Genomic DNA, 12,261 nt, shown 5'->3' on the forward strand with positions numbered 1-12,261 from the left:
AATATTGATAATCACGATAACATAAGCTTTATGATCAATAATGAAGGGAGTGGCTATTTCTGGGCAAGATACTTGATGCAAAAGCACTAACAAGTGCCATGGATACAAGGGCAAAACATTATCAGGCACTCCGTGAAGAAATGGTTGATTTAAAAAAGGCATTACAAGGTGTTCCCAATCTCGGTGACGACTTCACTGGAAAAGGTGCCGATAACATTAAAAGTTTTTATAAAGAACTAGCAGGTAATGTGGACATGTTTATTAGCTTCATTGATAAGCAAAAAGCCTTTCATGAAGGTGTTTCTGGGACATTGGATGATACGAGCTTTGACGGCGATACCTTTATAGAGGAACACTTTTTAGACAACGCAGTCCATATGGGCATCAAAAACGCGAAAAGCATTGTGAAGGATCAAAAAAAGGCACTCAAAACCATTTTTCAAGACATTGATGACCTCATTTCCCTAGAGGTATTTGATAGCCAAACCTTTGATGAAAAAATAGAAGATGCGGAAGATGAACGAAAAAAGACGGTCAAAGATCTGAGAGAACTTGATCAAAATCTAAAAGATGAATATGCATTGTCAGAGACGGAGCAGCAAGCTACAATGGCATTGTACGCTGAAATGATCAATGCGACAAATGACGGAAAAGCGATTTCACCTATGAATTTTGATAAGAAAGCGTATCAAAATAGCGACATCTACAAGGCAAAAAGTGATATTGAAAAGCAAACTTCTGAATATCTGAAAATCAAAAAAGAACAAGAAGAAGCCCGTGAGATTGCGAAGGAACAAGAAGCACTCGCCAAACGTCCTTGGTATGAAAAAGCGCTCGATTATGGTGGGAATATTGTCAATGAGCTGACAGGTGTGAACGATGCAAAACGTGCCGCAACCGGCGTCGATCCAATCACAGGGGAAGAGCTCACCGCAGGCCAGCGAGTCGCCGCAGGCGGCATGGCAGCAGCAGGCTACATCCCAATTGTCGGCTGGGCAGGTCGCATTTTCAAAGGCGGAAAAGCCGTCTATAAAACCACCCAAGCGACATCAGCCGCAGTCAGAGCAGTCGACATTTACAAGGATGCTGAAAAATATAATACCCATACAATGAAGCACATTTATCATGGCGAAATAAACAAACGAGGAAAAGCAGTTGGTTATCATCATGAAAGTATGCAGGGTGGTAAGGTTATTCCAGGAAGTGAAAGTTTACCTGATAAAAACGGTATTTATAGAGCTAAAGTTGAAATTGATGGAGTTGAAAAAGTAGCTAAATCAAGTTTCTTTCCTAAGGAATGGAATCGCGTTGATGTGTTAAAAGCTATCGATGAAGCTTACCAAAATAAACAACAGATAGGTCCTAACAAATTCAAAGGTGTAACATCATCAGGAATGAAAATAGAGATGTATCTGAATAAAGATGGTTCAATAGCTACAGCATATCCACTATATAAAAAATAATATGAAGGTGATTAACATATATGAGATATTCATATGAATTTAAGGAAGACCAATTTGGTGATTTAGCAATAATACTACCAGAAGAAATAAGTATTTTCTCAGATTTTATTCAAGATATTTCAACAGAAGACGAAGTGGATGAGTATATAGGATATATTCAAAATGTGATAGATGGAGTATATGAAAACTTTGAAATTACATTGAATGCTACCAGTGTCAATATCAAAAAATATGAGACAATAGCTGAACATCATTATAGGATTGAAGAACCCCATGAAAATAAAATTGAAACGAAGGAGTTCAGAGAGCTGTTGTTAATTTGGAGAGAGAAAATACCAGAAATATTCAAAGATTAAACATCATTATTGATGATTATCAACATAATGATTCAGGCACTGTATTGCTACAAAGTGCCTTTTATTTGGTTAGAAATCTTAAGATGTTTGAATATAAAAAGAGTAAGGTAACCCTAAGATAGGTGACTAACATGAGTAAGGTCCGAAAAGAGAAAATGGAGAAATTAAAAAGAAAAAGCAGAAGAAAGCACTTAATGAACGAATTAAGCTACATGACACTTCCAGAAAACCCTTTTTTAGATATCGAAGAAAATCATTTGTTTTGTCAGAAGGTATTTGCTTTCCTTCACTCGAGAGAACATAAAATTCAAATACATGGAGATAACTATCGAGAGCATATTGAAAAGTCTACACAAATGTTAAAGGAAATCGTCAGCAGGGTGAAAGTGACTCCTAAACAAGGTAGACTGATATTTTTTCGGGAGCATGAGATTGAAGCGATATTAGTGAATGTGAATGAATGCTTTACTCATTTAAATCAACTTCTTGAGCAAACGAAATTTTCAAGTGGATATGGGGATTTCATTTTAGGTTGTGTATAGAGCGCACAGAGTATTTTTATGAGCTAAGTACTTGGGGGCTGTGAGAGCTCATTAAATTTAACATCACGAATTTACTTATGATACCTCTAATATCAAAAAGTCCCCTGTATCGATCAAGCGATTTTTCTCTAGAATCATTTCCCTCAAATTTAAGCAATTCACTATCATTACCTTTCACATTCGTATAAAATAAGAGCTAGTGAAAAATTGAAGAGATGCTTGATAAATGAAGGACATGTAAGCTGTGAGCTGCATGAGATGATAGATGTTTGCACGTGAAGGTTGCGAAGCGGTTTCTCCTCACACATGAGATCTTGTAAGCGTAACCATTATTTGTCACTTCATTGAGATGGTGTTGAGGAGTGTGTCGGCATGAGGAATCCGTATGTGAAAACGGCTTCTAGTCTTTATATGAATTATTTTTTATTAGGTATGGTCAATATTATATTGGCTTCAAATATGCCATTTTTAATCAAGCAGTTAGATACCAATAGTGCGGGAATTAGTTATATGATCTCGGCACTCGGCATTGGCAGGGTGCTCACGTATGGTCTATCAGGCGTGCTGTCAGATCGGTTTGGCCGAAAGCCGGTGGTTTTGGTTTCAGGTGTGCTGATGGCGGTGTTCCTCATCGGGATTCCATTGTCTCCAAATTATCAAATCGCCTTTGCGTTTGCGATTTTGGCAGGGGTAGCGAATTCAGCGATGGATGCAGGAACGTATCCAGCCTTAATGGAGGCTTTTCCGCAAAACTCGGGCTCTGCGAATGTAATGGTGAAGGCTTTTATTTCGATTGGGGCGACCATTCTGCCACTGGCTATTTTCTTTTTAGCGGAGCATGATTTGTTTTATGGAATTGCGTTTTTTGTTCCTGCTCTGATCTATCTGGTGAATGTCTTGATGCTCTGGACATTGCCATTTCCGAATCATCGCAAAGTAGAGCAAGTCCAAGTGACGGAGCATGATGGACTTCCGCGCTTCTCGTCAGAGCCTACATTTTGGAGAGAAGGGGTCGCACTCATTGTGATCAGCTTTACGTCAAATGGTCTTTATGCCTTGCCGCAAATTTGGCTTCCTACGTACGGTGAGGCCATATTGGGGATGGCTTCTGGCAGTGCAGTGAAACTGCTTAGTTACTATAGCATGGGTGGTTTGCTGTCTGTCTTATTGCTCGCATTTCTTTTGCGCCGCTTTGTCCGTCCGGTGACCGTACTGCTGATCTATCCAATCATTACACTTGCTTCTATCTGTGTGCTATTGGTCGTGAAATCCCCAGTCTTAGGAACCATCAATGCATTTGTATTGGGATTTTCAACAGCCGGTGTCTTCCAGCTGACATTAACGGTGATGGCTGAGTTCTTCTGGAAGAACAAAGGAACGATGACTGGGATTATCTCAACAGCCGGCGGGGTATCGGCTATCGTCATCCCGGTCGTAACAGGATTGATTGAAAGTCACTCGACCATTTTACAAATCTTTATGTTTGATGCGGTTGTGGCTGTTGTGGCGATTATTGGTGCGATGTATATTCTGTATCGATACCGTCAAATCATGATACATGAATAAAAAAAAGACGACCTCCGCTCAGGAAGTCGTCTTTTTTTTGTTTAGAAACGGTCGTTTTCAAAAAGAATCTGTTTCACTTGATCAACTGGCATATCTTCACCAGTAAAGAGTTTGTAAGCAAGAGCACCTTGCCATAGCATCATGCCAAGACCGTTAATGGTTTTTGCGCCAGCTTCCTGTGCTTGAGCAAGGAGCTTTGTTTTTTGCGGGTTGTACACGACATCTGTCACGATTAAATCTTTACGCAATACATCAAGCGTATCATCGATGATGCTGAGTTGATCTAATGGTTTCATGCCAAGGCTTGTCCCATTTGCTAAGATCGCACTCTCTGCTACTTCACGACGGAAAGCGTCTTTGTCTTCAAGTGGGAAAATGTTTGCTTTAACACCGAATGATTTCATTTCTTCGTTAATGTACGTCACATTTTCTTCAGCTTGAACAAAATATTGATCATTGCGAGCGAAAATACTAATTTCACGAATACCAGATTGTGCAAGTTGAATCGCAATCGGAGTAGCGGCACCGCCTGAACCAACCAGTGTCACCTTTTGTCCCGCTAATTCAACGCCATGCTCAATCAAGTTTCTCACGTAGCCAAGACCATCTGTGTTGTAGCCAATTAGTTTGCCATCTTTGTTCACGACGGTGTTACTTGCGCGAGTATATCTGGCAGAATCGTCTAGTTCGTCTAAGTAATCCAATACTTTCATTTTGTTTGGCATGGATACGTTAAATCCAGTTGCACCCATCGCTTTCATTCCGTTTACTGCTGCTTCTAGTTCATCATTTCCTACTTCAAATGCTAAGTAAGCATAGTTGATGCCTGTTAATGTATAGCCAAGGTTATGCATCCGTGGTGAAAGGCTGTGTCCAATTGGTGTAGCAAGAAGACCGACTAATTTTGTTTTTCCATCAATATTTCGTTCATGTATGTTTGTCATCGATTGACATCTCCTTTAATTATCTAAATAATTTTTTCATACGTCCAAGAACAAAGACTGCTAACAATACGCTAATGACCGCAATGATCATATCGAAAAATAACGTCATTTTTATATCGTACGTGCTGACCAACCCACTTGTAATGAGTGGCACAAGAATAAACGCTGAGCTTGCTGCAATGTTGACGTATGATGAAGCGGTTGCTTTGTTTGTAGGGAATAATTTCATCATAATACTCATGGCTAGCTGGAAGATTCCTGCTGTAAATAATCCTAAGAAAAAGGTGCTGACAATCACAATGCCGTATGTTTCAATTTGGAATAATGCAAGCATCGCAAGAAATGCTCCAATTGGATAAATGATTGCCACCATAATAGGTGAAATGAATTTATCTAATACGATCGAAAGCAATAGAACAGACACAAGTGCACCAATACTAAAATAAGAAAGAAGCTGTGTCGCTTGTTCTGTGCCAAGCCCAATCAATTTCAACCCAAGTTGTGGAAGCCACGTTTGCCATACGACAAACAATGCAGTAGACGTGAACCCCATGAGTACAACAGCTAAGCCTTCACCAATCATTTTAGGTTCTTCCTTCAATTGATCCTGTACTGGAAGATCATCTTGTGAAGAGATTTGCTTATGGTTCGGGAACGGCATAAAGACTAAGTAAATCCCTACGAGTAAATAAAGAAGTCCTAGTCCAAAGAACGCCCAGCCCCAGAAGATGTCATGTGCAATAAGGAACGCCAAGATAAATGGAAGAACAGTCGCTCCAATTGAAACGGACGCCTTCACTAAAACAGAAGCTGAACTTGCCTTTTTAGGAAACGATTCTGTCAAAGCAGGATATGTTCCCGAATCAAGTAATGAGTTTGCAATCCCAGCAGATATCGCAAAGATAAATGCCAGTGTATAACTCGTTGTCGTTGGAATACCGATTAAGAATAATAAGTAAAGAAAGTTTCCTGTAATAATGACAGGCTTACGTCCCCAGCGGTCTGCTAACCGGCCTGAGAAAAAGAGAGCAACCAGTTTACCAATTCCGATCGCCGATACAAGCAAGCTGATTTTCGGAATATCCACATGGTAGCGTTCAGATAAGCTGTCCATGTTGGATGCCACAATAATATTGATCATGCCGAGCATGAAGTAGTTTAAATACATGCCAAGTGACGATTTAATATAAGGATTTTTCATGTTCCCACTCCTATATTTGAAACCCCTTTAGGGTCAAATTCTTTGTACACCCTTTGTTATTTCCTTAAAAGTAAATAATATTATGCCCATCACAACACCCCTTGTGTGATTGATGAAAAAATAATGAATATTCATCTGTTCTTCAATTAAGTACATCGTTCTACTATAAATATAAAAAATAATAACAGTCTTAATAAGAAAGTGGATCTTTATGATTTGATCAGAATCAGAAATGATCAATTTTAACTGTTGTTGAATAAAAATAACGATCTGATGAGATGGGTATAACGATATACTAAAAGAAGCAACGAGATAAATATACTCCTGCGTTTTAAATGTGTCAAGTTTATGACTTTGTGATTTAAAAAAATAAAAATGAAATAAAGAAATGGTTGACTTGATCAATAAAAAAAAGAGAATTGCTGCACGCAATTCTCCCTTTCATGATGATGTAGAGGTTTCTCTAATATGAAGTTGAGGCTTTAAGATCACTCGCTGTAGCTCTTCATCCTGCTCGTTCATTTTTTGATATAAAAGGTTCGCTGCTTTTACCCCGATGGATCGTGGGAATGATGAAACAGTGGTGAGCGGCGGGTGATATAGCTCCGCTTCAGGGATGTTATCGAATCCAACAACATCAATGTCTTCACCAGGCTTGATGTCACGAGCTGCCAGTTCCTGAATGACCCCAAACGCGACTAAGTCACTAAAGCAAAAAATAGCAGTAGGAGGCTCGGGCTGGTCGATGACTTGGGTAAGGGCTTCTTTCCCGCCTTCACGAGTAGGTACCATATCGATAATAAGAGATTCATCAATCGTCAGGTTCGCCTCATCATGGGCTCTTTTGAATCCTTTCATACGTTCAATCCAAGTCGATGAGGATTTGATGCCGCCTAAAAAGGCAATACGTCGATGTCCTTTTTGAAGAAGGTGATGTACCGCCATCCAAGTGCCTTGTTCATAATCAGCGCCGACATAGTCACAATGCACATCCGCTAATTCACGGTTTGCCAGTACTTTTGGGGTGCGAATTTGATTTAACTGTTTGACCGTCCGAGTTGAGCTTTTCGAAGCTAGGTTTAAAATAATCCCGCCAACTCGGTGCTCTATCATTGTAGAAATGAGCCGTTCCTGCTTATCGACACTGTCAAAGGTTGTACCAAGTAAAACGGTATAGCCAAGTGATTCAAGTGTGGTTTGCACGCCGATTAAAAACTCAGAAATAAAGGTATTTGAAATATCCGTGACGATAACACCGACAATATTGGAGCTTTTTGACCGCATGTTTGCAGCAACGCGGTCGTACACGTATCCTAAATCCTCCATGGATTGCAGTACTTTCTTTCGAGTGGCTTCAGAGATTCTAGGATTGTTTCGAACAACGAGTGAGGCCGTTGAGGTCGAGACACCGGCATGCCGGGCGACTTCCTGTAATGTGACACGTTGTTTGTTCAATTTTTTCATTTGTCTTCACCAACTTCAAAGGATTGCCTAACTTGGTTCATGATCAAGATGGATTTCTCCATCAAACGAGCCGAACATTCTTTGTTTTATTATACCTTAATCAGGTGTGTTGATGAAGTGATGTCATCTTACGTCAGATAGGGAGGGAATAAAATCTTAAAAGATTACCATTGACAGCTTTCTTCTAGAGGCGTAAAATATAAAATTATTCAGAAATAGCAACATTTTAAGTAAATAACGAAGGCTATGATTGCTGTGGGTCACACTATGGCAGGAGCAGCTTCTGGAGAGACCGCATGTATGTGCGGCGCCGAAGGGTTCACAATCTCAGGCAAAAGGACAGAAGAGTACGAAATATTGTATTTGTGATGCATGGATGATGCCATGTATTGCTTTTCTCTATTTTGCTATTCTTTTATGACCATGAGATTGGAGCGCATCCAATCTCTTTTTTTATGGACTTTTTCAGGGTTCATTATATCAGTATAAGATCGTGTCGTAGGAGGGCGTTGAAATTGGCACAACAAGAGTTAAAGCGAGATTTATCAAACCGCCATGTTCAATTGATTGCAATTGGCGGAACCATCGGAACAGGGCTTTTTTTAGGCTCCGGAAAGGCCATTCAATTGGCAGGTCCGTCGATCATTTTTGCCTATTTAATTGTCGGAATGGCCATCTTTTTTGTCATGAGGGCACTTGGAGAATTGCTCTTATCAAGGGCGGGCTATCAGTCATTAACCGATATTGCAGAGGACTATCTTGGCCCATGGGCTTCCTTTGTGACAGGGTGGACGTATTGGTTTTGCTGGATTATGACAGCGATGGCTGATGTCATTGCGGTCGGTGTGTATGTGCAGTATTGGTTTGACATTCCACAATGGATTCCTGCAATCATTTGTTTGTTGATTTTACTAGGGTTTAATTTATTAACGGTGAAGCTTTTTGGAGAAATGGAATTTTGGTTTGCATTGATTAAAGTCATTACGATTCTACTGTTAATTGGCGTAGGGATTGTCCTATTAATCATTGGATTTCAAACAGATGCCGGGCCTGTGACGGTCACGAATCTTTGGTCACATGGCGGGTTATTTCCAAATGGTGTCACAGGCTTCTTATTGTCATTCCAGATGGTGATTTTTGCGTATGTGGGAGTGGAACTTGTCGGTGTTTCCGCAGCAGAAACAGCAAACCCTCAAAAAAACATTCCGTCTGCGATTAATAAAATTCCATTAAGAATTCTATTTTTCTATGTGGGTGCCATCTTTGTATTACTATGTATCAACCCATGGACCGAGCTCAGTGCATCAGAAAGCCCTTTTGTGAAAACCTTTGGACTGATTGGTATACCAGTAGCAGCAGGGCTTATTAACTTTGTCGTCCTGACTTCTGCGGCTTCCGCTTGTAATAGCGGCATGTTCTCGACGAGCCGTATTTTGTATAATCTCAGTCATCAAAAGCAGGGACCATCTTCCTTTGGCCGTCTAAATAAGCACGCTGTCCCAAGCAATGCACTTTTTGTTTCAACGATTGTGGTATCGGTCGGGGCTCTTTTAAGCAAGCTGATTCCCGAACAAGCCTTTGGCATTGTCACAACAATCAGTGCCATTTGTTTCATTTGGGTATGGAGTATTATTTTAATTTGTCATTTGAAATATAAGAAGACTCGGCCTGAACTGCATGAGGCATCTACTTTTAAAGCGCCATTCACTCCTTTTGTGAATATCGTTGTCCTTGTGCTATTTGCGGCCATTCTTGTCATTATGCTATTCGCTGACGCAACACGCCCAGCACTGCTATTGACACCCGTATGGTTCGGATTCCTATTCTTCATTTATGCACGAAAGAAACGCCGTTCAGCATAATGTACGTATAAAGCACAGCCTTTTCAAATAGCTGTGCTTTTGCTTATTTACCGATTTCTAATTTTCAACATATAATATGCATTTAAAATGATCATAACAAGTCCAATGACGATAATGGAGAAGAGCTGAGAGTGATTGGCTCCGAGGGAATACAAAATCATAATAAACATGGCACCAGTCAATAAAATATTCATCATTTGATAGGTATGAAATAGCCCGTCGAGCATCACATGTTTTTCACCTTCGTCAGAAATAGCGAGCAGTTTTTTGCCATAATCCTTGTCGGATGGACTTGGTAGATTGCGATTCGGATAGACGAGTTTTAGGACAGAGATCGCCGTATAAGAAAGGATAATGGTGATCAAAAATAAAGCAGCATTTACAACAATCAGCCAGATTAGTTGCTCGGTTACAATGGCCATTCCAATAGCAACAATGGATAAAATCGTACTCACGGTATTGGCTAACGTTAAATCAGTAAAAGTTCGGTACTGCTTTGCCTCGAGTTCATCCTCCTCATCACCAGACACGGAAAGAGAGACTCTTTTCTTCATACGTGAAATTCCTGAAAAACAATAAATAATGAATAGGATCGTCAAGCCAGTGATCACAAGCGTTGCTTCAAACGCAGCATCTAGAAGTGCCAACTCAAATTCGGCTGCCAGCAAACAGTAAGCGCCGAGAAAGCCAAGGAGAGCACCTAAGAGCATTTTATATACAGTTTTCATGTGAGTTCATCCTCCTCGAATAGAAAAATACGTTCAATGGGTTCCTGAAAAATGCGTGAAAGCTTAACAGCGAGCAAGAGAGACGGCATTAATTCATCTCGTTCCATTAAGCTGATGGTCTGACGAGAAACCTTTGCACGCTTTGCAAGCTCAGTTTGGTTCAAACCATCACGTGCACGAAGCTCTTTTAGCCGATTTTTCATTCTGTCACCTCAACTTTGATCGAAATCTTTCCTTGATTGTAAAGCATGATATTCATTTTGACAAGTAAAGTTGTCAAAATGATAAAAATAATTGTCAGAAAGATCATCTTTATTCAAAAGGTGAACAATGATACGCTAAAGGAAAGAGAAACAGAAAACAGGTGAGGCCCGTGTTTATTGATCAATTAAAAAATGACTTACATCAATCACAGCCGTTGTTTATTGGAGAAGAGACAGCGTTTAAAGCGGCAGTCCTTGTCCCTTTGGTGCAAGTAAACGGAGAATGGCATATATTATTTGAGGTACGATCGCTGACCATGAGAAAACAGCCTGGTGATATTAGTTTCCCTGGAGGCAAACTCGACGGCGGTGAAACAGCACAAGAAGCTGCACTGCGAGAAACACATGAAGAACTAGGCATTCCGCCTGAATCAGTCGAGATCCTTGGGCAGCTCAGCCCTTACATTGCTTCTCCATCCTTCGTGGTCTATCCATATGTCGGCATCATTGATGAGCAAAAGGTAAAGCACTCGTTTAATCAAGAGGAAGTGGAGGAGACCTTTACTGTACCTTTATCATGGCTCAGCCAATATGAGCCGTACTTACATCATGTGTCCGTTCAGCCAACACCAGCTGAGGATTTCCCCTATGAAAAAATCATGAATGGTGAGAAGTACCGCTGGGGAAGTCGTTCGATGGAGGAATGGTTTTATGATTATGAAAACTACACCATTTGGGGATTAACAGCCCGTATATTAAAGCATTTTGTGACCGTTGCGAAAAGAAATTCCTAGAGAATCGCTCTCTAGGAATTTGTTGTATCCAGACGTTCTTTCGCTGTTTGTTTTCCTTTACCAATTGGAATAGGAGCTCTCGCTTGGCTCAGTCCGTAGGAAGGCATGTTCACGTAGACAGATTCATACGAGCCGGCTTGAACTTGATACGTTTCATGATAAATGCCCACTGCGTCATTGGTCCGTGCTCTTTGGTTAAATGCCTTCCAAGCCGCCAAATGCTTTTCCATCTTGGCATAGGCAAGGAGGTCATCTGTTGACTTCCAATATTGGATCATGGCTGTATTGCGTAAGCCGAAGTAATTTTCTGTCCCGAGGAAACCAAGCTCGTCTTGATGGGTATACAGTTCTTTGATCATGCCAGGCATCGCCATGAACACAGGCAGCCATTGGTGGATGGCCCAGCGTTTGTTGATCCTCATTCCGATGATGAACACAACAATCGAGTCAGAATTGTCTGTTGTAAACCTGCCAGCACGTATGTCTTTTTTCATTCGTTCACCCTTCTTTCTTCATCTGTTCATATGTTTCCACGCACCAATCAATTCCTGCTTGAGCCACTCTTTTGCCATAATCTAAAGTAAACAGCCAGTACTTCGCATCAGCTTCATCTGGATAGAGCTCCTTGATGTTTTGTTCAATCGAAACGTATGTCTCATAACGGATACGGAGCCCCCTCTCATAATCCTGTAGAAGCACCAGCTTTTTCTCAAACGAAAGATATTGTCCAAAGAATAACTTTAATAACACTTCATTTCGTTCTGCTGGTAACTGATCGAGCGGCTGCGCCAGCCATTGCCTCAAAGTGTCCAGTCCTTTTTCAGTCAGATGATATTCCCGCTTGTCTGAGCGGCCAGTTGTAGAAGCAGGTGAAACCTCAGCAAGTCCTTCTTCGACTATAAACTTTAAAGCTGGATAAATTTGTCCATAACTAATTTTCCAAAAATGATGCAAGCTCTTATCAATTAATTGCTTCACTTCGTAACCTGACTTACAATCTGTCGTTAAAATCCCTAAAATCGCATACGTCGTATCATTGTATTTTTTCATTACATCAGCACACCTATCTAAAAGATATATCATTTAGATATATAATAAATTTGAAATGAATAAAAAGCAAGAAAATAATAATTGATAG

At 40.4% G+C, this 12,261-nt stretch carries 13 protein-coding genes and 1 riboswitch; of the genes, 6 read left to right on the forward strand and 7 right to left on the reverse strand.

The features are described 5' to 3' along the window. The first annotated feature begins 59 nt into the window (after window positions 1-59). From BA70_RS13760 to BA70_RS13775, 4 genes are all read left to right on the forward strand, one after another. Window positions 60-1,463 (forward strand): T7SS effector LXG polymorphic toxin, encoded by a 1,404-nt coding sequence (locus tag BA70_RS13760; RefSeq protein WP_275574591.1) that lies wholly within the window; start codon window positions 60-62, stop codon window positions 1,461-1,463. Window positions 1,464-1,483: 20 nt separating this feature from the next. Continuing rightward, the gene (locus BA70_RS13765; protein ID WP_034323300.1) at window positions 1,484-1,819 is read left to right on the forward strand and encodes a hypothetical protein; all 336 of its coding nucleotides are present in this window, start codon (window positions 1,484-1,486) and stop codon (window positions 1,817-1,819) included. 131 nt (window positions 1,820-1,950) lie between these two features. Beyond that, on the forward strand, window positions 1,951-2,361 hold the full coding sequence (locus tag BA70_RS13770; RefSeq protein ID WP_239646672.1) for a YxiF family protein: 411 nt from the start codon (window positions 1,951-1,953) through the stop codon (window positions 2,359-2,361). A gap of 372 nt (window positions 2,362-2,733) precedes the next feature. Then, window positions 2,734-3,927, forward strand: coding sequence for an MFS transporter (locus tag BA70_RS13775; protein ID WP_034323303.1), 1,194 nt, complete (start codon window positions 2,734-2,736; stop codon window positions 3,925-3,927). A gap of 41 nt (window positions 3,928-3,968) precedes the next feature. Here BA70_RS13775 and BA70_RS13780 read toward each other — a convergent pair whose 3' ends face one another. From BA70_RS13780 to BA70_RS13795, 3 genes are all read right to left on the reverse strand, one after another. Further along, window positions 3,969-4,871 (reverse strand): shikimate dehydrogenase, encoded by a 903-nt coding sequence (locus BA70_RS13780; RefSeq protein ID WP_034323305.1) that lies wholly within the window; start codon window positions 4,869-4,871, stop codon window positions 3,969-3,971. Between the two features lie 19 nt (window positions 4,872-4,890). After that, on the reverse strand, window positions 4,891-6,072 hold the full coding sequence (locus tag BA70_RS13785; RefSeq protein WP_034323308.1) for an MFS transporter: 1,182 nt from the start codon (window positions 6,070-6,072) through the stop codon (window positions 4,891-4,893). Between the two features lie 441 nt (window positions 6,073-6,513). Beyond that, window positions 6,514-7,536, reverse strand: a complete 1,023-nt coding sequence (locus BA70_RS13795; RefSeq protein WP_034323312.1) for a LacI family DNA-binding transcriptional regulator — start codon at window positions 7,534-7,536, stop codon at window positions 6,514-6,516. 273 nt (window positions 7,537-7,809) lie between these two features. Next, window positions 7,810-7,889: riboswitch (glycine riboswitch) on the forward strand. Between the two features lie 162 nt (window positions 7,890-8,051). Here BA70_RS13795 and BA70_RS13800 point away from each other — a divergent pair. Then, the gene (locus BA70_RS13800) at window positions 8,052-9,398 is read left to right on the forward strand and encodes an amino acid permease (protein WP_034323315.1); all 1,347 of its coding nucleotides are present in this window, start codon (window positions 8,052-8,054) and stop codon (window positions 9,396-9,398) included. Window positions 9,399-9,445: 47 nt separating this feature from the next. On the opposite strand, the gene BA70_RS13805 is transcribed toward BA70_RS13800, so the two are convergent. After that, window positions 9,446-10,126, reverse strand: a complete 681-nt coding sequence (locus tag BA70_RS13805; protein WP_034323318.1) for a DUF3169 family protein — start codon at window positions 10,124-10,126, stop codon at window positions 9,446-9,448. After that, window positions 10,123-10,329 carry a helix-turn-helix transcriptional regulator gene (locus BA70_RS13810; protein ID WP_034323321.1) on the reverse strand — a complete coding sequence of 69 codons (207 nt, stop codon included), beginning with the start codon at window positions 10,327-10,329 and terminating at the stop codon, window positions 10,123-10,125. Before BA70_RS13810 ends, BA70_RS13805 begins: the two co-directional genes overlap by 4 nt. A 170-nt stretch (window positions 10,330-10,499) precedes the next feature. Here BA70_RS13810 and BA70_RS13815 point away from each other — a divergent pair, with 170 nt between their 5' ends. Continuing rightward, window positions 10,500-11,123 (forward strand): NUDIX hydrolase, encoded by a 624-nt coding sequence (locus tag BA70_RS13815; RefSeq protein WP_034323323.1) that lies wholly within the window; start codon window positions 10,500-10,502, stop codon window positions 11,121-11,123. Between the two features lie 11 nt (window positions 11,124-11,134). Here the strand turns inward: BA70_RS13815 and BA70_RS13820 are convergent, their stop codons facing one another. Together BA70_RS13820 and BA70_RS13825 are read right to left on the reverse strand one after the other, a co-directional pair. Beyond that, complete coding sequence (locus BA70_RS13820) at window positions 11,135-11,617, reverse strand: DUF4188 domain-containing protein (protein ID WP_034323325.1); 483 nt, start codon at window positions 11,615-11,617, stop codon at window positions 11,135-11,137. Window positions 11,618-11,621: 4 nt separating this feature from the next. Further along, on the reverse strand, window positions 11,622-12,173 hold the full coding sequence (locus tag BA70_RS13825; RefSeq protein WP_034323327.1) for a PadR family transcriptional regulator: 552 nt from the start codon (window positions 12,171-12,173) through the stop codon (window positions 11,622-11,624). Between the last annotated feature and the right edge of the window lie 88 nt (window positions 12,174-12,261).

The sequence above is a fragment of the Bacillus zhangzhouensis genome, from assembly GCF_000715205.1.
Classification (GTDB): Bacteria; Bacillota; Bacilli; order Bacillales; family Bacillaceae; genus Bacillus; species Bacillus zhangzhouensis.